The sequence below is a fragment of the Staphylococcus simiae genome (assembly GCF_017357005.1).
Lineage (GTDB): Bacteria > Bacillota > Bacilli > Staphylococcales > Staphylococcaceae > Staphylococcus > Staphylococcus simiae_A.
In genome coordinates, this window is the sequence record NZ_CP071589.1 from 1492497 (window position 1) to 1515016 (window position 22520).

The 22520-nt window shown below is 31.1% G+C and carries 25 protein-coding genes and 2 other annotated features; of the genes, 2 read left to right on the top strand and 23 right to left on the bottom strand.

Going from position 1 to position 22520, the window contains the following annotated elements; genetic code table 11:
* Position 1: 1 nt before the first annotated feature.
* The 10 genes from ruvA to J3R86_RS06735 form a co-directional block, all read right to left on the bottom strand.
* Positions 2 to 607, bottom strand: a complete 606-nt coding sequence (ruvA, locus tag J3R86_RS06695; RefSeq protein WP_207516628.1) for a Holliday junction branch migration protein RuvA — start codon at positions 605 to 607, stop codon at positions 2 to 4.
* Between the two features lie 13 nt (positions 608 to 620).
* Positions 621 to 1076 (bottom strand): ACT domain-containing protein, encoded by a 456-nt coding sequence (locus J3R86_RS06700; protein ID WP_207516629.1) that lies wholly within the window; start codon positions 1074 to 1076, stop codon positions 621 to 623.
* 12 nt (positions 1077 to 1088) lie between these two features.
* Positions 1089 to 2381 (bottom strand): GTPase ObgE, encoded by a 1293-nt coding sequence (gene obgE, locus J3R86_RS06705; protein WP_207516630.1) that lies wholly within the window; start codon positions 2379 to 2381, stop codon positions 1089 to 1091.
* Positions 2382 to 2881: 500 nt separating this feature from the next.
* The gene (gene rpmA / locus J3R86_RS06710; RefSeq protein WP_000916187.1) at positions 2882 to 3166 is read right to left on the bottom strand and encodes a 50S ribosomal protein L27; all 285 of its coding nucleotides are present in this window, start codon (positions 3164 to 3166) and stop codon (positions 2882 to 2884) included.
* 11 nt (positions 3167 to 3177) lie between these two features.
* Positions 3178 to 3498, bottom strand: a complete 321-nt coding sequence (locus J3R86_RS06715) for a ribosomal-processing cysteine protease Prp (protein ID WP_207516631.1) — start codon at positions 3496 to 3498, stop codon at positions 3178 to 3180.
* A 6-nt stretch (positions 3499 to 3504) separates the two neighbouring features.
* Entirely contained in the window at positions 3505 to 3813 is a 309-nt protein-coding gene (gene rplU, locus J3R86_RS06720; RefSeq protein ID WP_002463025.1) for a 50S ribosomal protein L21, read from the bottom strand.
* 12 nt (positions 3814 to 3825) lie between these two features.
* Positions 3826 to 3899: a sequence feature (ribosomal protein L21 leader region), on the bottom strand.
* Between the two features lie 26 nt (positions 3900 to 3925).
* Positions 3926 to 4456 carry a rod shape-determining protein MreD gene (gene mreD, locus J3R86_RS06725; protein ID WP_207516632.1) on the bottom strand — a complete coding sequence of 177 codons (531 nt, stop codon included), beginning with the start codon at positions 4454 to 4456 and terminating at the stop codon, positions 3926 to 3928.
* Entirely contained in the window at positions 4456 to 5298 is an 843-nt protein-coding gene (gene mreC / locus J3R86_RS06730; RefSeq protein ID WP_207516633.1) for a rod shape-determining protein MreC, read from the bottom strand. The genes mreD and mreC overlap by 1 nt, the downstream gene beginning before the upstream one ends.
* 457 nt (positions 5299 to 5755) lie before the next feature.
* Entirely contained in the window at positions 5756 to 5854 is a 99-nt protein-coding gene (locus tag J3R86_RS12185; protein ID WP_002462344.1) for a hypothetical protein, read from the bottom strand.
* Between the two features lie 82 nt (positions 5855 to 5936).
* Positions 5937 to 6416 (bottom strand): DUF4930 family protein, encoded by a 480-nt coding sequence (locus tag J3R86_RS06735; RefSeq protein ID WP_207516634.1) that lies wholly within the window; start codon positions 6414 to 6416, stop codon positions 5937 to 5939.
* A 155-nt stretch (positions 6417 to 6571) separates the two neighbouring features.
* Between J3R86_RS06735 and J3R86_RS06740 the strand changes: the two genes are divergently transcribed.
* Entirely contained in the window at positions 6572 to 6757 is a 186-nt protein-coding gene (locus J3R86_RS06740) for a hypothetical protein (protein WP_207516635.1), read from the top strand.
* 87 nt (positions 6758 to 6844) lie between these two features.
* Here the strand turns inward: J3R86_RS06740 and J3R86_RS06745 are convergent, their stop codons facing one another.
* The 5 genes from J3R86_RS06745 to J3R86_RS06765 form a co-directional block, all read right to left on the bottom strand.
* Positions 6845 to 7132: a hypothetical protein gene (locus J3R86_RS06745; protein WP_207516636.1), complete on the bottom strand. Its 288-nt coding sequence runs from the start codon at positions 7130 to 7132 to the stop codon at positions 6845 to 6847.
* Positions 7133 to 7208: 76 nt separating this feature from the next.
* Complete coding sequence (gene radC, locus J3R86_RS06750) at positions 7209 to 7886, bottom strand: RadC family protein (RefSeq protein ID WP_207516637.1); 678 nt, start codon at positions 7884 to 7886, stop codon at positions 7209 to 7211.
* Complete coding sequence (locus J3R86_RS12310) at positions 7883 to 8587, bottom strand: prepilin peptidase (RefSeq protein ID WP_207516638.1); 705 nt, start codon at positions 8585 to 8587, stop codon at positions 7883 to 7885. The genes radC and J3R86_RS12310 overlap by 4 nt, the downstream gene beginning before the upstream one ends.
* A 481-nt stretch (positions 8588 to 9068) precedes the next feature.
* Positions 9069 to 10334 carry a bifunctional folylpolyglutamate synthase/dihydrofolate synthase gene (locus tag J3R86_RS06760; protein ID WP_207516639.1) on the bottom strand — a complete coding sequence of 422 codons (1266 nt, stop codon included), beginning with the start codon at positions 10332 to 10334 and terminating at the stop codon, positions 9069 to 9071.
* Between the two features lie 11 nt (positions 10335 to 10345).
* Positions 10346 to 12976 carry a valine--tRNA ligase gene (locus tag J3R86_RS06765; RefSeq protein WP_207516640.1) on the bottom strand — a complete coding sequence of 877 codons (2631 nt, stop codon included), beginning with the start codon at positions 12974 to 12976 and terminating at the stop codon, positions 10346 to 10348.
* Between the two features lie 46 nt (positions 12977 to 13022).
* Positions 13023 to 13274 (bottom strand) — a binding site (T-box leader).
* A 57-nt stretch (positions 13275 to 13331) separates the two neighbouring features.
* On the opposite strand from J3R86_RS06765, the gene J3R86_RS06770 reads away from it, so the two are divergent.
* Positions 13332 to 13889, top strand: a complete 558-nt coding sequence (locus J3R86_RS06770; RefSeq protein WP_207516641.1) for a DNA-3-methyladenine glycosylase I — start codon at positions 13332 to 13334, stop codon at positions 13887 to 13889.
* Positions 13890 to 13935: 46 nt separating this feature from the next.
* Here the strand turns inward: J3R86_RS06770 and J3R86_RS06775 are convergent, their stop codons facing one another.
* The 8 genes from J3R86_RS06775 to yihA form a co-directional block, all read right to left on the bottom strand.
* On the bottom strand, positions 13936 to 15009 hold the full coding sequence (locus tag J3R86_RS06775; RefSeq protein ID WP_207516642.1) for an AbrB family transcriptional regulator: 1074 nt from the start codon (positions 15007 to 15009) through the stop codon (positions 13936 to 13938).
* A 138-nt stretch (positions 15010 to 15147) separates the two neighbouring features.
* Positions 15148 to 16431, bottom strand: coding sequence for a glutamate-1-semialdehyde 2,1-aminomutase (hemL, locus tag J3R86_RS06780; protein ID WP_207516643.1), 1284 nt, complete (start codon positions 16429 to 16431; stop codon positions 15148 to 15150).
* Between the two features lie 46 nt (positions 16432 to 16477).
* Entirely contained in the window at positions 16478 to 17452 is a 975-nt protein-coding gene (gene hemB / locus J3R86_RS06785) for a porphobilinogen synthase (RefSeq protein WP_207516644.1), read from the bottom strand.
* Positions 17453 to 18124, bottom strand: a complete 672-nt coding sequence (locus tag J3R86_RS06790; protein WP_207516645.1) for a uroporphyrinogen-III synthase — start codon at positions 18122 to 18124, stop codon at positions 17453 to 17455.
* Positions 18125 to 18143: 19 nt separating this feature from the next.
* Positions 18144 to 19067, bottom strand: a complete 924-nt coding sequence (gene hemC, locus J3R86_RS06795; RefSeq protein ID WP_207516646.1) for a hydroxymethylbilane synthase — start codon at positions 19065 to 19067, stop codon at positions 18144 to 18146.
* A gap of 41 nt (positions 19068 to 19108) precedes the next feature.
* Positions 19109 to 19921, bottom strand: coding sequence for a cytochrome C assembly family protein (locus tag J3R86_RS06800; protein ID WP_207516647.1), 813 nt, complete (start codon positions 19919 to 19921; stop codon positions 19109 to 19111).
* Positions 19922 to 19942: 21 nt separating this feature from the next.
* Complete coding sequence (gene hemA, locus J3R86_RS06805) at positions 19943 to 21289, bottom strand: glutamyl-tRNA reductase (RefSeq protein WP_207516648.1); 1347 nt, start codon at positions 21287 to 21289, stop codon at positions 19943 to 19945.
* Between the two features lie 405 nt (positions 21290 to 21694).
* Entirely contained in the window at positions 21695 to 22282 is a 588-nt protein-coding gene (yihA, locus tag J3R86_RS06810; protein ID WP_207516649.1) for a ribosome biogenesis GTP-binding protein YihA/YsxC, read from the bottom strand.
* Positions 22283 to 22520: the final 238 nt, after the last annotated feature.

The following is a 22520-nucleotide window of genomic DNA, read 5'->3' on the forward strand; positions in this document are numbered from 1 at the left end:
ATTAAGATACTAGTGTTTGTAAGCCTGCTTTTACCGCTTCATCTACAGTATTAAATGATTGTTTATTTAACGTTTTTTCAACTTTCGCTAATTCGCGCTTAGAATAACCAAGTGCTTCAAGTGCTAACATAGCTTCTTGAATTGTTTGATTATGTGATGACCCTTGAGGATCAACTTGTAATAACGTCTCGCCATCTTCTTCGGTTATTTGTACTTTGCCTTTTAAGTCTAGTACGATTTGTCTTGCTGTCTTTTTACCAATTCCAGGGAATTTAGTTAAATAAGCATCATTTTCATTTTCTATAGCTCTTTTAACTTCATTCGGTGTACTTGTTGCTAAAATAGCTAGCGCTGATTTAGGCCCGATACCAGTAACTTTTATTAAGCTTAAAAACATATCCTTTTCATCTTCATTACTAAACCCATATAAAAGTTGGGCGTCTTCTCTAACGATTAATGATGTATGAATTTGAACATCATTATCTAAATATTTTTGGAAACGGTAAGAATTAGGCGTCTGTATTTCGTAGCCAATACCATTTGAAGTTTCAACAACAACGTGAGTAGGAAATAACTGCGTTAATTTTCCTTTTATATAGGCATACATATTTGTCACTTCCTTAAATAGTCATACTGATTAGTTCAACTTTTGATACATTGTCAATTTGTCTTAAAGTTGCAATCACGTCATCTACTAATATATCTTTAGATTTAGCGTTAACAGATAGCGTAATTGTGGCCTTTTCATCCATTGGTATACTTTGATGAATGGTCAATACTGATAATTCAAGTTTCGAAATTTCGTCTAATACTCTTGCAAGCATACCGACAACATCCGTCACATATAAAATTAAAGTAAATTCTCTACGATCTAACATTTTGTCATTTACTGGAAAGATTGTTTCTCTATATTTATAAAATGCACTTCTTGATAAATCGTATTGCTTAACAGCATCATAAATGGACAATTTAGGATCATTTTTTAAAGCATCTTTAATTTTTAATGTTTTAACAACAGATTCTGGTAAGACATCTTCTCTAATTAAATAAAACTTCTTATAATCATTGTTGTCCATTTATAACTCTCCTTACTCAATGAATTCGAATTCTCCACCTAAGATTCTAACAATATCTCCATTTGAACATCCGCGTGCTCTAAGTGCATCATCAATTCCCATAGAACGCATTTGTCTAGCAAATCTACGGACAGCAGGATCACTATTAAAGTCAGTCATCTTGAACATTCTTTCAATAGCATTACCACTAACTACGTATGCACCATCATCATCTCTCGTAATAGTAAATTTATCTTGAGATGGTGTATGTTTATAAACTACGCGATTGATTCCCACAGTATCATCTTCTTCAACAGAAAAATCAACATCCTTATATTCTTCTAATTTATCTGCAATTGCATATAATAATTGATCAATATTTTCTCTAGTGATTGTAGAAATTGGTATAATAGTTACTTCATTACCAAAAGTTTCTCTGAACAACTCTAAATTTTCTTGTGCTTCTGGTAAGTCCATTTTATTTGCCACAACTATTTGTGGTCGATCTTCTAAACGTTGTTCATATGCAACTAATTCTTGATTAATGACATTAAAGTCTTCAATCGGATCTCTTCCATCTGTCCCACTCATATCTATCATATGAACGATTACTTTAGTTCTTTCAACGTGACGTAAAAATTGATGACCTAAACCAACACCTTCAGATGCACCTTCAATTAAACCTGGTAGATCGGCCATAACAAAGCTTCGTTGATCTGGTGTTGATACTACACCTAAATTAGGCTTAATTGTCGTAAAGTGATATGCTCCAATTTTAGGTTTAGCTTTAGAAACGATTGATAACAATGTTGATTTTCCAACACTAGGAAAGCCAACAAGACCTACATCTGCTAATAATTTCAATTCAAGCGTAACATCTAGTTCTTCACCAGGTTCGCCATTTTCACTAAAGTCAGGTGCAGGATTTCGAGGTGTAGCAAAACGGGAGTTACCACGTCCGCCACGTCCACCTTTCGCCACTACTGCTCTTTGGCCATCTTCTACTAAATCAGCTAACACTTCATCAGTTTCAACGTTCTTTATAGTAGTACCTGGTGGCACTTTTAATACTAAGTCCGCTGCATTTTTACCATGCATATTACTACTTTGTCCATTTTCACCTTTTTTAGCTTTAAAATGGCGTTGATATCTAAAGTCTAATAGTGTTCTTAATCCTTCATCCACTTCAAACACTACTGATGCACCTTTACCACCATCACCGCCAGCAGGACCACCAAACGGAATATATTTTTCTCTTCTATATGCAGTGATGCCATTTCCACCGTCACCGGCTTTAAGAGATATTTTGACTTGATCGACAAACATATATCTCACCTCTTTTACTTATTTTTTCATTTTCCCAATAATTATAGCATATTAATCACTCTTCTATCTTTGATAGATTAGAGCGATTTAGGGAGTGGGATAGAAATAATGTTTGGGATTTATTTCGTCATCTCACCCCGGCAAAACTGACTAGGAATATAAATCATTATTTATCTATGTTTTATATTCCAGACAGTTACTGCCAAATGAGTCAACTTTGTGACTCATGTAAACCTTAAGTACTTTTATGTTAATGATTTACTGATTACACTTTGCTTTTTTCTTTATTTTATTATTTATTTAATTGTTATGAAACTTAACAACATCATACAATCATAGTAGCCTTACACTTATATATTAGTTGTCGTTCACATTACTTGATTATCTTATGAACACTTTATAGCTCTTATTGGCGCTATCAGCATACTTTTATATGCAAACAACATGCTTAAATAATAAAAAACACCAGAAGTATCACTTCTGGTGTTAATTAGACAAAATTATTCAGCTACTGCATATACAGAAACTTGTTTTTTGTCGCGACCTTTACGTTCGAATTTTACTACGCCGTCGATTTTTGCGAATAATGTATCATCGCCACCACGACCTACATTTTCACCAGGGTAAATTTTAGTACCACGTTGGCGGTATAAAATTGATCCACCTGTTACGAATTGACCGTCAGCACGTTTAGCACCTAAGCGTTTTGATTCAGAGTCACGTCCGTTTTTTGTAGAACTTACCCCTTTTTTAGATGCGAAGAATTGTAAGTTTAATTTTAACATCGGAATGCACCTCACTTATAATTTAATCTAATATTGTCATTATATTCTTCTTCAATTGTTTGTAAAGAAACTAACATTGCCTGAAGAATAAGTTGTGCTTCATCATTATTTGTATCAACACTTCTAATATGAAAGTGACCACCATTATCATCATAATCGATATCTGGTCTTTCTGATGTCAAACCCATAATAGCATTAACACTACCAAATAAAACTGCTGAAGCTCCAGCACAAACGATATCATAACCATATTCGCCATGATTGGCATGGCCATCCATGATAACGTCAGTTACTTTGCCTTCATCATTAACTGTGATATCAACAGTAATCATAATTGATTACGCGTTAATTGCATCGATAGTTAATTTTGTATATGGTTGACGATGGCCTTTTTTACGTTTTGAATTTTTACGACGTTTGTAAGTAAATACAGTGATTTTTTTACCGCGACCTTGTTTATTAACTGTTGCAGTAACAGTAGCACCTTCAACTGTTGGCGCACCAACTTTAACTGAATCTCCACCTACAAATAATACTTTATCAAATGTGAAAGTGTCACCTTCATTTACGTCTAATTTTTCAACGTAAATTTCTTGACCTTTTTCTACTTTGATTTGTTTTCCACCTGTTTCAATAATAGCAAACATACTTTGCACCTCCTATATTATAAGTCACGCCATATATAGGTGACTAAATCGTACTTAAACCTATATTTGAGCGGTTGTATGTAGCTACTCATAACTACTCAACTACTGCATCTTACCATTGACGACGTTTCATGTCAATTGCATTGTTAGTTTTTTTAATGAATTTAATGATTAAAGGATATAAAATTATCAATAAAATAAAATTCAAAATAAGCGTTGGTAATAATCTAAATAACACAAATTGAATAAGACTAAATTGAATAAATCCTAAAATACCATATATAACTGCAACGTAAATCTCTAATAATATCGTACAGCTTAAAATGATAACAAACAGCATAGTATGATCTTTGTAAAATATTTTAAAAAGTTGGTCCATAAGTGCTAAAAATAATATGTAGCCAAATAAGTACACACCATAAATACTACCAAAATATACATCTGTCATCATTCCTAAAAATATTGCCAGAAGAATACCTACTCCAAACCCTCGATAAACTGTCATCATTAATATGTACATTAGCGTTAAATGTGGTACGAATATAAGGTCTATTTTACCAATATGCATTGGTATAACTAACCCTATGGCTGTATCTAAATAAAATAACAAAATACCAATCAAAAAATATTTTAACGCTCTCATTATTTATCCCTGCTTTCTTTATCAGGAATAGTGCTTGCATCTCTTTTAGCAACATAGACATGATTCAAGTCTGCTAAGTCTGCACCAGTTTTAACTCTTACTTCTTTAGCTAACCCATATTGATCATTTTGTACCTTTGTAACTTCACCTACATATAAATTACTTGGTAAATCATCTGCAAGTCCACTTGTTACAACCTTATCTCCTTTAGAAATATTATCTTTATTGTTAATGTCACTGATTACTAATTCTTCGTTTTTTTCATCATATCTATCGATAAGACCAAAAACATTTTTCGAATTATGTTGAATATTAACCGAAAGTTTACCAGATCTTGTATTCGTAGAAATTAAGTCAACTTGTGATGAAAATTGATTTACTTTTGTTACTCTACCTATAAAACCTTGCGAAGTCATTACAGCCATATTAGTCTTAATACCTGCTTTAGTACCTTTATCAATAATGATTGTATTTAACCATTGATCTGGGTTTCTGGCAATTACTGTAGTTGAAATTGGATCATATTTAGAAATATCTTTAACATCCAACTCTTTCTTTAATTTTGTATTTTCTGATTCTAACTGTTGATTTTTTGCTTCTAGTTGATTGATTTTATTTTTAATTTCTTTTGATTCGCCCTTACCAAAGAAATTTCCAATTGCACCAGATACAAAATTAACTGGATAACTCACAACTCTTTGTCCAAATGAGACAGAATCCCCTACATATTGTTCAGGAGGTGATTGAGATTGTGATCTGATGGATAATCCAATTAATGCAATGAAAACTATAATTGCACATAAAACAACAATTAATTTGTTATTTTTAAAAAATTTAAACACCCAGAACACCTCTATTACATCATAAATATTATTTGTCTTTTCTATTTTATATTACAACCATATTGAAATAAAGGCTAACTTTGTGAAATTACAAAGTTAATAACTATCAAGCATTTAATTTGGTGACATTATCTCTTGTAATTAACATCTACATTCAAATATAATGTTACCTTTTGTTGTGTAGTTTAATTTATGTCATTTTTATTGATTTTTATATTAAATTTAAGTGGTATAGCATACTAATTCAATATCTTTGGGTAATAACATTATTTTATTATGGGTATAGCATTAAAAACTATTATTACTGTAAAAGAAAAAGTCTAAGTTTTAGTCAGTACTTTTATTTAAAAAAGTATAATGCTACTGACCAACTCAGACTTATTATATCAATTGCATCAAATTCATTATCCTTATTGATATCGATTTGATTAACGTTGAAATGTATTAAATTGTATAATTATTTTTCACTTTTAGATTGCTTATTTTTCCAATTTGCGAATAAGTTTTGGGCTTTTGCTTGCTCATTAGCTTGTTTATCTTTAGACTGCTCTGCCATTAGAACTACACCAACCTTTTTATTTATTCTAATGTCATCTTAACTTATCTAATTTACTCATGCAACCGTACAAATCTTGTTATTATTGGTATGCTTCTTTAGGTTTCATTATAAGATTTTGTCCTAATTCATTTAAATCTTGTTGCATTTCGAATTCGGTATTATAAACTCTAATAGAATCTGAACCAAATTTATAAATTATGAATTCATTGTCTCTCTGCCCTATTAAATATTGCTCATTATATGCCATACGAGTTAAACCAGAAACATCCATAAATTCTCTTTTATCTATAAAATTAAAAACATTCTTAATTTGGCTAGTCGGTACGTTTTTTATTAAATCATTATCTTCGAGTGAGTATCTTTTACCATTTTCCAAAACACGTGGTTGTGGATTTTGACTATTATCTTGCATCACTTGAGTTGATTGAGGTGATGGTTGATTAATAGGATTCCATTCTTGATCACGAAGGAAAGGCGCATATTTTAAAGCTATATAAACAATGACTAAAATAGCCATTACTGCGATGATATTTTTAATAATAGTAAAAAAAGTCTTCATTGCACGCCTCCTTTTTATATTAATTTTATATTTTTTATCGAAAAATGTCATCAGTCGAGAGCCTTAAACAATATCTATCTAAAGACTGATGCAGTCTATTAAAATATACATTATAATGGGTAAAGTCAATATCACAACTTCAAGGAGGTTTAAAAATGAGTATTCTAACAATAATTTTAATTGCATTATTAGTTATCCTCCTATTTAGAGTTGGATTCTCAATATTGCGTTTTTTAATTTATATCGGTGTCGTTTTATTATGTATCTATCTAGCTTACCAAGGATTATTATGGCTATTAGATTATTTCCATATTTATAATACAGGATTACCTAGATTTTAAAATAGCATCATTATATAAAAAATAAACTCCTATCAGCTGTAGTTACTTTCAATACAGGTTGATTAGGAGTCTTTACATTTTATAGTATTATTTTTTATTTCCAAAAGCATTAGACAAATATCGCAACAGAGCATAACTTCCGACTAACAGTAATCCCCATACAACACCCGTTATAATAGAACCAATAATCACAGCAATAAGTGAATATTGTTGATGTGTAACAAGTACTCCAATTACAGTGGTAATTAAAATTGCTCCTGCTGATAATAAGACAGTATTGATAACTTCTTTTCTTGTTATCTTTATATCTTTAATGTTTATTCTCATTGTATAGATCATCGGAACAAGCACACCTATGATAAGAAATATAGTCACTGTATTTCCTCCTATGTATATCTTTCGTACGTATTATACACAAGTTTTGACATATATGCTATTAAGCTTAGTCTCTTTATTCAAAATATCCTTCTTCTACTAAGCTAGTGAATTTATTATCACCTATGATGATATGATCTAATAATTCAATTCCTAACAGCTCACCACATTCTTTCAAACGCATCGTTGTAATAATATCTTCTTGTGATGGTGTAACATCACCAGAAGGATGATTATGTACAGCAATTACAGCATTCGCCGTTTCTTTTATTGCTATATTGAAGACCTCTCTAGGATGAACTATAGAACTATTTAATGTACCTATAAAAACACAGACTTGTTTGATAACTATGTTTTTAGAATTTAATAATATCAACATAAAATGTTCTTGTGCTAAATCCTTCATTGATGACATCATTAATTCAGCAACATCTTCTGGCTTAGTTATTTTGAATTTTTTTATGATATCAGGTTGGCTTAGTCTTTCAGCTAATTCGAACACTGCCTTTAAAGTAATGGCCTTATGCAACCCTATACCTTTTATATTAGTTAATTCATTGATAGATACCTTTTTTAATTGACTTAAGCTGCTATACTTCCCTAATAATTCATTACTTATATCAATACTTGAAAATCCCTTTCTACCTGTATTAATAAGTATTGCTAACAATTCACTATTAGATAAACTTTTAGAGCCATAAGTTAAAAGTCTTTCTCTAGGCATTTCAGATATGTTCATTTCTTTAATTTTCAAATATAATATCCTCCTAAAAATCGAAATAAATTATCGTAGAATATTGAATTTAATATAAAAGCTATAAATATAAAAGGTACTAATGGTAATGCAATAATTCTTCTAAATATTAAAATACATAATGCTACCATACCTGCCAGTAGAAATGTCATTATTAAAAGAATGTTTAAAAAACTGAGTGGGAAAAATAAAGAAAGTACACTGATAACCAATATATCTCCATAGCCTATACTTGTTCTATAAACAATATAAAATAAATGGGCACTTAAAGTTACAATAAAGAAGGAGATTATGTATATATGAGTGAAAGTAGAAGTAACAATAACGTATATAATTAATATCCTTAAATCTATAGTCATTGAGTCAATATCGTTGATAGATAGAACTAGAAAAAATAAAAAGGTTGATATCAATAATTGCGAATGAATATTAGTAACGGAAAAGTAAATGAGAAAAAATGGGCAAATTGCTAAAACTTCACCAACAAAATGCGTAAGTGGAATTTTTTGTTGACAATATCTACACTTTGTCTTTAATAAGATATAACTAAATATAGGGAATAATTCAAACCATGCTAATTGGTGATGACAAGCATCACATTTAGATCTAATGAGACATGCTTTAAAATTTAATGTTTTCACACTAGAAATTTGAGATAAAAAACTATATAAACAACTATAACAATACGTTAATACAAGCACATATCTTTCCTCCTTTGTTAAAATTATAATTAAGCGAGTTAAAGTTGTAAATATTGTTAAATGTCATAAAATCCTACTCGCTATCTATGATTTTATTTAGTTATTTATAATAGCTTTAAATTTTCAGAAAGATACAACTTCATTTTTATAATAAATTGTAACTTTAAAGTTTTATATAAAATTTTGGTTCTCTATTTTTCAGGACTGATAAATAAAAAATGAATAATTTAATATATAAATTGTTTTGAAGCCGAGACTCCTGAGGGAGCAGTGCTAGTCGAAGACTACAGGCTGAGACAGCACCCTAGGAAAGCGAGGCTAAAAAAATAATTATGTATCAGTCCAATTTGGGAGAGAACCAAAATTTTTTTGTTTATTCATAAAAGATACCCTTGTTCGTTTTATCAATAAATGTATACGAACAAGGGTATTTCCAATATTTATCAAATTTTTTAATCATTAATGTAATAATACTAAAGTTTTACTCAAATTCAATTTTCGACTTCACTTCACTAATGAAATACAAACTACCTGTAACAATTAGTACCTCACCTTGATAATTACGAATAAATTCAACGTAATCATCAACTAATTGTATATTATCCATCTCAATGTTAGCCACGATTTCTTCTTTTCGTAACGCCTTAGGAAAGTCAAATTCAGTAACATAAATTTGTTGAGCAATCTTGCTTAAATGATTAATCATGTCATTAACTGGTTTACCTTTAATAGCAGAAAATAAAATATCTACTTTATCAAAATGATAATAGTTTTGTATTGTATCAATCAAAGCATCTATACTTTCTGAATTATGCGCACCATCTAAAATAATAATTGGTTGCTCTTGTACTTGTTCAATACGTCCTGACCAATAAACTGACTCAATTCCATCAATCATTTTATTAAAATCAAGTTCAATTAATCCAAGTTCATTTAATTCAATTAATGCTGTAATAGCAAGTGCTGCGTTTTGTTTTTGATGTTCACCTAACATATTCAAAATGATTGTTTCTAATTCATATTCTTTATAGCGATAAGTAAACTCATCCTTTTGTGATACAACTATAATTTCTCGATCTAATTCTATAGGTTTAGCATGTTGTTCAACAGCACGATCCCTAACATATTTAAGCGCTTCTTCATTTTTAACTGCATAAATAATCGGTGTATTAGGTTTAATAATTGCACCTTTATCTTTAGCAATATCTAAATATGAATTACCTAAAATATCTGTGTGGTCGAGTCCAATACTTGTCAAAATAGATAGCACTGGATTAAAAACATTCGTCGAATCATTTTTAATTCCTAAACCAGCCTCGACTATAACAAAATCAACTGGATGTAATTGACCAAAATATAAAAACATCATCGTAGTTATAATTTCAAATTCAGTAGCTACACCCAAATCTGTTTGTTCATCCATTTTTTCGCTAATGGGCTTAACTAATGAAACTAACTCTACAATATCGTCATTTGAAATAGGTGTACCATTTAAACTAATACGTTCATTAAATGTTTCAATGAATGGTGATGTAAACGTACCGACTTCATAACCATTTTCAACTAAAGCTGTTCTTAAATAGGCAACTGTTGAACCTTTTCCGTTTGTACCACCGACATGAATACCTTTGATATTATTTTGTGGATTATTAAATTGTTGTAACATCCATTCCATACGCTTAACGCCAGGCTTAATGCCGAACTTAGTTCTTTCATGGATCCAATACAAGCTGTCTAGGTAATTCATCGTTATTACTCCTATGCTTTTAATTGTTCAATTCTTGCCTTAACACCATTATATTTCTCTTTATAATCTTGTTGTTTACGTTTTTCTTCATTTATAACTTTTTCTGGTGCTTTGTTGACAAAGTTTTCATTTGATAATTTTTTGTCTACACGATCTACTTCACTTTGTAGTTTTTCAAGCTCTTTTTCTAAACGACTAATTTCTTTGTCCATATCAATTAATCCTTCAAGTGGCAATACAACATTACCAGCTAGTACAACTGAAGTCATTGCTTTTTCAGGTATATCAATATTTGTACTAATCGTTAACTCACTTGGATTACAGAATTTGTGTAAGTAATCAGCATTTTCGGATAGTGTAGTTTCTATTTCTTTATCTTTAGCTTCAATTAGAATTGGAATTTCTTTAGATAAAGGTGTATTAACTTCTACACGAGATTGTCTCACTGATTTAATAATTTCAACTAATTGTTGCATTGTTTCTTTACTTTCATTAAATATTAGCTCTGAACGAACTTCAGGCCATGCTGCTTTAACAATTGTGTCACCTTCATGAGGTAAACTTTGCCAAATTTTTTCAGTAACGAATGGCATGAATGGATGTAACATTCTCATTATATTATCTAAAGTATAACTTAAAACGGATCGTGTTGTTTGTTTTTGAGATTCATCTTCACCATTCATTGGTATTTTACTCATCTCGATATACCAATCACAGAAGTCATCCCAAATAAAGTTATATAAAGCACGGCCTACTTCACCAAATTCATATCTATCACTTAAATCAGTTACTGTGGCAATTGTTTCATTTAGCCGCGTTAAAATCCATTTATCAGCTAATGATAAATTACCTGATAAATCAATATCTTCGACTTTGAAATCTTCACCGATGTTCATCAAACTAAAACGTGCACCGTTCCAAATTTTATTAATGAAATTCCAAACAGATTCTACTTTTTCAGTAGAATAACGTAAATCGTGTCCAGGTGATGAACCAGTAGCTAAGAAGTAACGTAAGCTATCTGCACCATATTCATCGATAACATCCATTGGATCGACACCATTTCCAAGTGATTTACTCATCTTACGTCCATCTTCAGCTCTTACTAAACCATGTAATAATACGTCGTTAAATGGGCGACGATCAGTAAACTCTAAACCTTGGAAAATCATACGTGCTACCCAGAAGAAAATAATATCATAACCAGTTACTAACGCATTAGTTGGATAATAACGTTGGAAATCTTCACTTTCTGTATCTGGCCAACCCAATGTAGAGAATGGCCATAAGGCACTTGAGAACCATGTATCTAGTACATCTTCATCTTGTTGCCAATTTTCAATGTCTGTTGGTGCTTCTTCACCAACATATATTTCTCCAGTTTCTTTATGATACCATGCTGGAATTTGATGACCCCACCATAATTGTCTTGAAATCGTCCAGTCACGAATATTTTCCATCCATTGATTAAATGTATGTTCAAAACGACTTGGATAAAAATCAATACGATCATCAGTCTGTTGATTGTCTAGTGCTCGTTGCGCAAGTGTATCCATTTTAACAAACCATTGTGTTGATAAATAAGGTTCTACTACAGCACCTGAACGTTCAGAATGACCAACAGAATGCATATGTTCGTCAATTTTTATAACTAAATCTTGTTCCTTTAAATCTTCTACTAGTTGTTTTCGACAATCAAAACGATCCAAGCCTTCATATTTTCCAGCTTTATCATTCATCTTACCATTTTCATCCATAACGATGATATTTTCTAAATGATGACGTTGACCAATTTCAAAGTCATTAGGGTCATGTGCAGGTGTCACTTTCATAGCACCTGAACCAAAATCAATATCTACATATTCATCAGCTATAATTGGCAATTCACGACCAACAATCGGTAAAATCACTGTCTTACCAATAACATCTTTATAACGTTCATCATTAGGATTAACAACAATCGCTGTGTCTCCTAGCATCGTTTCAGGTCTAGTCGTTGCTATTTCAATATAGCCATTACCATCTGCATATGGATATTTAAAATGATAAAAGGCACCTTGTACATCTTCATGAATAACTTCAATATCAGATAATGCAGTACGAGCTTTAGGATCCCAGTTAATAATTCTTTCACCACGATATATGATACCTTTATTATATAAATCAACAAATACTTTTTTGACTGCTTTACTCAAACCTTCATCTAATGTAAAACGTTCTCTACTATAGTCTAAGCCTAGGCCTAATTTTGCCCATTGTTGACGAATGAATGAAGCATATTCTTCTTTCCAATCCCAAGCTTGTTCTAAAAATTTGTCACGACCTAAATCATAGCGTGATAATCCTTGTTCATTTAATTTAGCTTCTACCTTAGCTTGAGTAGCGATACCGGCATGATCCATCCCTGGTAAATATAAAGTGTCATAACCTTGCATACGTTTCATACGTGTAATAATATCTTGCAATGTTGTATCCCAAGCATGCCCTAAATGTAATTTACCTGTCACATTAGGTGGTGGTATAACAATTGTATATGTTTCTTTTGATTTATCTTCAGACGGCTTAAAATAGCCTTTTTCAACCCATTCTTCATAACGTCCCGCTTCTACTTCACGTGGATTATACTTTGGTTCCATTTCCATATTAAATACCTCCTAAAAAATAAAAAAATATCCATCCTATATATTAAAATAGGACGGATATTCCGTGGTACCACCTATATTCAAGAAGAATTTCCAACAATAATCACAATGTTATTAGTCAAATTCTTCAAGCACTCTAGATAATGATTAACGCTCAAACACGTCTTAGCCTACTGTACATATTTCAACTAAGATAACTAGTGGGCTACCTTCAGTTTAAATCATCTACATACTTTCACCAACCATATGCTCTCTTTGAAAATCATTTAAACTTACTCTTCCCAATTTGTATATTAAACTCTTAACTTATAGTATAATGATTGTCAAAATAAGTCAATGTATTGGTGGGAATATTATGAATGAATGTGCTTTTGGTACAACGGATCCAGTCTATTTAGATTATCATGATCATTTTTGGGGACAGCCCTTATATGATAGTAAAGCATTGTTTAAATTACTTGCTTTAGAATCCCAACATGCTGGATTATCTTGGTTAACGATTTTAAAAAAGAAAGATTCTTATGAACAAGCATTCTATAATTTTGAACCTAGTAAAGTTGCAACAATGACTGCTAGTGATATTAATCAGCTTATGGACTTTCCAAACATAGTTCATCATCGCAAAAAATTGGAAGCTATCGTGGCACAAGCTCAAGGATACTTAGCAATCGAGCAACAATACGGAAGTTTCAGTGACTTTTTATGGTCTTATGTGGATGGGCATCCAATTGATTTGAACTATAAACATGCTAATGATCGTATTACTGTGGATGAAAGAGCAACTCAGCTTTCAAAAGATTTAAAACAATTCGGTTTTAAGTTTTTGGGGCCAGTTACTGTATTTTCATTTTTAGAAGCTGCAGGATTGTATGATGCACATTTACAAGATTGTCCTTCTAAACCACAATATTAACTATCATTAATAAAAATGAGATGAACACTTATAATTTAGTGTCATCTCATTTTTTGCTTGTTACTCTATAATGTAAAATATAATTAATAATAGGTGCTATGATAAATAAAATGAAAAATATTCTAAAAATATGATAACTTGAAATCATCGCAACATCAGCACCTGTTGCAATTGCTACTAACACTATCTGATTAACACCACCAGGTGCAGCACCTAAAAATAACTCGTTAATTGGAATGTGATTAAATAAATGAACCACACACACCATTACAAACGATCCTAATATTAACATAATATTTTGAAATGCGATCGCGATTGCTATTCGTCCTTTCAAATCACCTAATAAATGTGCAATTTGAATACCGATTCTTATCATATACATTAATTGAGCGACATTTAATATCCAATTGTCTAATTTAAATGTTAAACCAGTTGTTAAATTCCAAATAATTAACACAATAATTGGGCCCAATAGTTGATAAGTTGGAAAATTTATTTTAACCATTATAAAATAAATTGCTACAATTGCGAGTGCTAATAATCCTATTTGCCATAATTGTAATGCCTCTGTTAATGGTGTAATTGGTGCAACTTTTTGATTAGAGCTTGTACCACCACTATCTCTAAAGAAATAGGAGATTAATGGTACTAATATGACAACGAAAATAATTCGTGATGTTTGTGTCAAACTAACGACTAATAAATTGGCTTTTTTATTTTGTTCAGCCATAACTAACATTTGACTTAATGCACCTGGAATAACACTGAGCAAAGCTGTTTCTGAGTTAATTTTGGCAATGCGTTTAAAAATCATCGCCATTATGAGTGCTAATGTAAGTAATAATAAAGTGACAAGAACAATACTCCCCCAGTCATCTTTAATATCAAGGATGACATTTTTGGTAAAACTAGCTCCAATTTGTACCCCTAAAACAACAATACCAATTTCACTTAACCAAAAAGGCCATTTTATTTCTAATTTAAAAACTTTGATACATAAAATAGCTGCTAAAATTGGACCAAACATAAAGGGTAATAAAATGTGAGCTAAACTTAAAATTGTACTAATAATAATAGCTGTGATTGCAACAATAATATTATTTCTAGTTATGATAGACATAAGTGCTCACTACCTTCGTTATATATATTTCACAAGATAATTCAAGTTAATTTACTATTATGTTGACTTATTCTTTACATTTTAAATTACAAATTTAAAGAGTCTGAACTTTAGTTCAGACCCTTATAGTAATTGTAATTATACAATACGACTTAAAGCGTTATCAAATGCTTGAATTGTCTTTTCAATATCTTCTTTTGTATGTGCTGTTGATAAGAATGTACCTTCGAATTGAGATGGTGGTAAGAATACGCCTTCTTTTGCCATTTCGCGATACATATTACTGAACAACTCTAAATCACTTTTGTTTGCTTGGTCAAAATTTGTCACTGGACCTTCATTTAAGAAATAACCAATCATAGAACCAGCTCTATTAACTGTAATAGGGACATCATGTTTGGCAAAGACTTTCGTTAAGCCTTCTTCTAATAAATCACCTAATTCATTAAAATAATCATATGTTTCTGGCGTTAATTGACTAAGTGTTTCATAACCACTTGTCATTGCTAATGGATTACCAGACAGTGTACCTGCTTGATAAATATTACCTAGTGGTGCTATTTGATCCATAATTTCTTTTTTACCTCCAAATGCACCTACAGGAAGCCCTCCGCCAATTACTTTACCTAAACAAGTTAAATCAGGAGTTACACCAAAGTATCCTTGAGCACAATTATAACCAACGCGGAACCCAGTCATAACTTCATCAAAAATAAGTAATGCACCATATTCTGTTGTTATATCTCTTAATCCTTGTAAGAACCCTTCTACAGGGGGAACAACACCCATATTACCTGCTACTGGTTCCACAATGACTCCAGCAATATCATCACCATATTTTTCAAAAGCAACTCTTAATGAATCTAAATCATTATATGGCACTGTAATAGTATTTTTAGCAATACCTTCAGGTACACCAGGAGAATCTGGTAAACCTAACGTTGCAACACCAGAACCTGCTTTAATTAATAAAGAATCACTATGTCCATGATAACAACCTTCAAATTTCACTATTTTATTTCTACCAGTATATCCACGTGCTAATCTTAAAGTATCTAAAGTTGCTTCTGTACCAGATGAAACCATTCTTACTTTTTCAATTGATGGAACTCGATCAATGACTAATTGTGCTAATTTATTTTCTTGCAATGTAGAAGCACCAAAACTTGTACCTTTATCAATTGCTTCATGTAAATGTTTAATGACTTGTGGATCTTTATGGCCTAAAATAAGCGGTCCCCAACTTAAAACATAATCTATATATTCATTTCCATCTATATCATATATTTTAGAACCTTCACCATGATCCATAAAAATAGCAGGTGTATCTACTGATTTAAACGCTCGTACCGGACTATTGACACCACCTGGCATTAAATCCTCAGCAATTTTCATGGCATCTTCTGAATTTTGATATCTCATGTAATTATTCCTCCTTAAAAATTAGTGAACTTATATTAATCCAGGCTTATTTATCTAAATAACGGCAAATATCTTTAGCAAAATATGTGATAATCATGTCTGCTCCAGCACGTTTCATTGATACCATTTGTTCCATTACTACTCGTTCTTCATCAATCCAACCATTTTGTGCAGCAGCTTTAGTCATGCTATATTCACCACTAACATTATATGCTACGACTGGAACATTCGTATGGTTTTTAACATCTCGTACGATATCTAAATAACTTAGCGCTGGTTTGACAATCATCATATCACAGCCCTCTTTTAAATCACTTTCTAATTCGCGTAATGCTTCTAAACGATTCGCAGGATCCATTTGATATGTTTTACGGTCACCAAATGATGGTGCTGAGTCTGCTGCATCTCTAAATGGACCAAAGAAACTTGAAGCATATTTAACACCATAACTCATAATAGGAATATTATAGTAACCTGCATCATCTAATCCTTGACGAATTTCAGCTACAAAACCATCCATCATATTACTTGGTGCAATTATATCCGCTCCTGCTTCTACTTGAGAAATCGCAGTTTTAACTAATAATGGTAATGACTTGTCATTATCCACATCATGTGTATGATCATCAATCACCCCACAATGGCCATGGTCAGTATATTCACAAAGACATGTATCAGCAACAATTAATAAATCACTATACATTTTTTTAGCAATTCTTGTTGCTTGTTGTATAACGCCATTGTGATCATATGCACCTGTACCAATGTTGTCTTTATCGTTCGGTACACCAAAGAACATGATTGCTCTAATTCCTAGCTCATATGCTTCTGTAATTTCTTCATGTAATAAATTAAGACTAATTTGGTATACACCAGGTAATGATTTAATTTCTTTTTTTATATCATCTTGTTCAACTACAAAAATAGGATAAATCAAGTCATCTTTTCTAACGTGATTTTCACGAACCATATCTCTCATTGTAGCTGATGAACGTAATCTTCTATGTCTATCAAATTTCATTTATAATTCCCTACTTTCTAATATTTTATCTATCAAAGCCTCTACTGTTTGTGTACGTGCTACTTTAACTGGTTGTCTATACTTTTTAAGTGTATGTGCTGTTTGTTGACCAATTGCAAAGTATTGCTCAAAATAAGGTGTTGGTTGTTGATTAAAATAGTAACGTACTGCTGATGAACTTGAAAATGCAATTGCATCTACACTTTGTTGTGATACCATTTCTTTTACATCTGTAATATTAGAAACATTCGGCACTGGTGTGTAGAGGTCAATTTTAACGACACTATTATGTTTTGACAATTCTTGTTGCAGTAACGGTCTAGCATGTGCGCTAGAAGGAATGAGTATCAATTGATTGTTTTGTTGAAATTGAGCTAAAAATCCTTCTTGTGAATAATCTTGTGGCACAAAATCTACTAAAATCCCCATATCGTGACAATAACGTGCTGTCTTCTCACCAATTGCAGCAATATGTTTAACATTCACGCTATCTAAATATTTAAAGAAGAATTTCACAGCATTTTTTGACGAAAAAATAAGCCAGTCATAGTTATCTTCCAACAAATGAGTATTGAACGAAAGTGGTTCAATATCAATAAACGGTTTATGAATAATTGATACTAATTCACTTTGTACTTCACTTGTTTGTGTCATAACTACAACTGGTTTCATTTAAAAGTCACCTCAAAGGTTATTGTTGTTCATTCAAACGCTTAATTATTTCGTATGCACCTTGATCTTTAAGTACCTGACTTACTTTTTTACCTAAAGTTACAGGATCATTACCATGTTCTGTATGTTCAAAACGCTCTTTACCATCTGGTGTCATAATTAATCCTGTAAATGTAATATCGCTATTATTTATTGTCGCATATCCAGCAATAGGAACTTGACAGCTGCCATCCATTTCAGCTAAGAATGTACGCTCTGCTGTAACACATTGAGCAACATCATGATTATGAACCTTAGATAACAAATCTAGTAATTCAGTATCGTCACTCCTACATTCAATACCTAATGCACCTTGCCCAATTGCTGGTAATAACGTATCGCGGTCTAAATATGTAGTCACAATATCATCTGACCATCCCATACGTCTTAAACCAGCTGCTGCTAAAATAATCGCATCATAATCTTCAGTGTTTAACTTTTCTAAGCGCGTATCAATATTTCCTCTTATCCATTTTATTTCTAAATTAGGATATTTAGATAAAATTTGAGCACCACGCCTTAATGAACTTGTACCAATAATACTACCATCTGGAAGTTGGTCTAAAGGTATATGATTCTTAGCAATATAAGCATCATATGGCAATTCTCTATCTGGTATACATCCTAAAGTTAAACCTTGTGGAATAACACTTGGGACATCTTTCAAGGAATGAATAGCCATATCTATTTCTTTATCAAATAATTCTTGTTGAATTTCTTTAACAAACAAGCCTTTACCGCCAACTTTAGATAATTGCTTGTCCACTATTTTGTCACCTTTAGTAACTATTTCTTTAATTTCTATTTCTAAGTCAGGTTCTATTGCCTTTAATTTATCAATAAATTGCTGGCTTTGTGTTAAAGCAAGTTTACTTCTTCTAGACCCAACAACTAATTTGCGCATATTGACTTCCTCCTAGGAAATACTACTACTAATTTTAATACTTAAGTAAAGTGTGTTGCAAAAAATAAGTTCACCATATTTAAGCAAAACAAGATGATATTAAAATATATTAAGTATCTTGAATTCATCCATTTTTTAATTCTAATAAGAATAAAACTACCATATAGTAACGTAATGATTGAAGATAATATAACCTTCGGATCTATAAATATACTCTCACCTACAGCTATAACACCCCACTGGGCACCTAAAATAATACTAAATATTAGAACAATCCAACCTGTTAATGTTGAATAAAAGACAATGGATTCTAATGTTGCCACACTGCCAATTCTGAAATACTTTTGATCAAAACGTTTTTCTTTTAGATTTCTATACTGAATGATGTATAGCAACGCATTAACAAATGCTAAGGCGAAAAATACGTAACTCAGTACAGCGAGTCCAACATGTATTAATAGCAATTCATTTACGATTGTAACTTTTTGAACATGGCCATTATAATGCGTTGGTTGGAAGGTATTCATAGCTAATAGAGTTAACCCTATTAAATTTAAAAAGAATACTGAAAAATTCAATACTTTGATGACATTTAATACTAATGAAATTGAAATAATTAACCAAGTTAATGTAAAAAAGACATCAGAAATCGAACCTAACGGTACATGCTTCATTTGTATAATAAAAATAGATAAAGAGATTGTTTGCAACACCCAAACAATCCCCAATAAATATATGCCTAAATTTCTGACTTTATGACTTTTTTGTACAAAATCGAAAAAATAACAAATAATACTTATTAAATAGATAAATAGTATTATTTCATGAAATCGGATAAACAGGTTTTCTTGCATATTATCACCATATTAATATGCTTATTCAAAACTAAAGATACGTCGAGCTGAAATCTCCTTAACTTTACTTTCTTTTTGTTGCATAGCTTGTTCGCGAGGATCTTCTGCTTCAATATCAAAAATGTTTTGAAATAGCTCTAATTTTTCGTTACCTTTTTTATCACTACTTAACTCTTTAGCCTGCTTAATTGGATCTTTCAACATTTGATTGATAATACTTTTAGTATGTTTTGAGATAATTTTACGTTCTCTTTCTGATAAATTAGGAAGTTTACGATCAATACTTTCCATTGTCTCAACTTGTATATTCATCGCTTTCTCTCTCAATGCACGAATTACTGGTACAACACCAAGCATATTAACCCAGTCATTATGTAGTTCTATTTCATGTGGTATTTGATCAGCAATTGTCGCTGCTGCTAATTGACGTTCACGTAGATTAGCATCAACTAAGCCTTTTAAATCATCAACGTCATAGTTGAAAACATTTGGAATTGCGCTAATATCTGGTTCAATATCTCTTGGAACCGCAATATCAATCAATACAAGTGAATCTTGCTTTCTAGTGTCTGCAATTGTTTCAACCATACTATTAGTTAAAATATAACCATTAGAACTAGTTGAACTAATTACTATATCAGCGTTTGCTAATAATGATGGTAATGCATCCAAACTATCATATTTCACTTGATGTTTATCAGCTAATCGTTTTGCATTATCCACTGTTCTATTAACAACGGTAATATCAGATATTCCTGAGCCTAAAAGATTTAATAGTGATAATTCACTCATTTCCCCTGCACCAATGATAATAGCCTGTTTACTTTTTAATTTGCCGAACACTTTTTTAGCCAACTCGACAGCTGCATAAGAAACACTCACTGCATTATCTGCAATATCAGTTTCATTATGTGCTTTTTTAGCAAAAGTTATCGCTTGTTTAAATAGATGATTAAAGATAGTTCCAGTTGTACCAGTTTCTTGAGCTAAGAAAAATGCATCTCGCATTTGTCCTAAAATTTGTGTTTCACCTAATACAATTGAATCTAAGCCAGAAGTGACTCGCAATAAATGATTTACTGCTTCGTCCCCCACTTTAACTTCTGACATTGCTTTAATATCATCTACTTCAAATCCAAATGAACGCGCTAAAAATCTTTGAATATAATAACGACCAGTATGGATTTGATCTACAATGGCATATACTTCTGTTCGATTACATGTAGATAATATGACATTTTCTAAAATAGATTTAGTTTCATATAAATCTTCATGGGCAATTCGTACGGCATCATCTCTAAAAGCAACCTGCTCTCTTAGTGCTACATCGGCAGTTCGATGATTTATACTTATTGCAATAAAATGCATTTAACACGCCCCCATATACTAACAATAACTACATTATAGCATAATTTAAAATTCAATTAAGCACGTTGCTTAAATAAATTAGAATCTTTCTAATTTGCATTCAATATTTTGTCAAATTTATGAACAACGTTTGATTCTATAACTAAAATTGTGGTCATGAGACGACTATCATTTTTTTAATAAATTGCTATCGCCAAATATGAGCTTAATTTCAAATAAGTTATTATGGTACTTATTAATACATAAACAGACTTCAATATAATTAAAAACGTCTCGTCCTCGCGAGTTAACATTGCTTAATATGATCTGTCAGCTTCTAGTATACATTAACATGATAGTTTGCCAAGTTTTAGATATACATATTCGTTAAGTTGAATCTATCAAGTTATTCCTAGATAATAACTATTATAAATAAGTTGATATTAAATCCCAAATTTGTTGTTGTTTTCCATTTTTTACAGATGAATAACTTATAATTGTATCATCATCTTCCATATCTAATTTATTTTTGATATTGTTCAAATGTTTCTGTACTTTACCTTTAGGGATTTTATCTTCTTTCGTACAGACAATTAATGTTGGAATATCAAAATGTTTTAAATAATTGTACATTAAGATATCATCTTCAGTAGGATTATGCCTTAAATCAACTAATTGAATAACAAGTTGTAAATTCTGTCTTTTAGTAATATATTCTTCAATCATTTTCCCAAATTTTTCTCTTTGAGCCTTACTTACTTTAGCATAACCATAACCGGGCACATCAACAAAAATGAGTTGTTCATCGATATTGTAAAAGTTTAAAGTTTGAGTCTTGCCTGGTTGTTGTGAAGTTCGCGCCATATTTTTTCTTCCAATCATACTATTGATAAAAGTTGATTTACCTACGTTTGAGCGTCCACTCAAGGCTACTTCAGTTAATTCAGTTTCTGGATATTGTGCTTCTTTAACTGCACTAATTATTAATTCGATATTATTAGGATTTACTTTCATTTTTTATCCTCACTTTATATATATTCTTAGTTAACTTTATCATTATATAATACTTACTGTCATTGGTATATCATCGATAATTACTTTAATATTATATGTCTTTAATTTTTACCTTGGATAACAATAATAAATAGTTTAGGTAATAAGATTGATATAGTCCTTATTATTTAATCAAATTATACTTTATTCATTTAACACGTAAAATTTTAAACCTTAAACTAAAATAATAAGTAATACT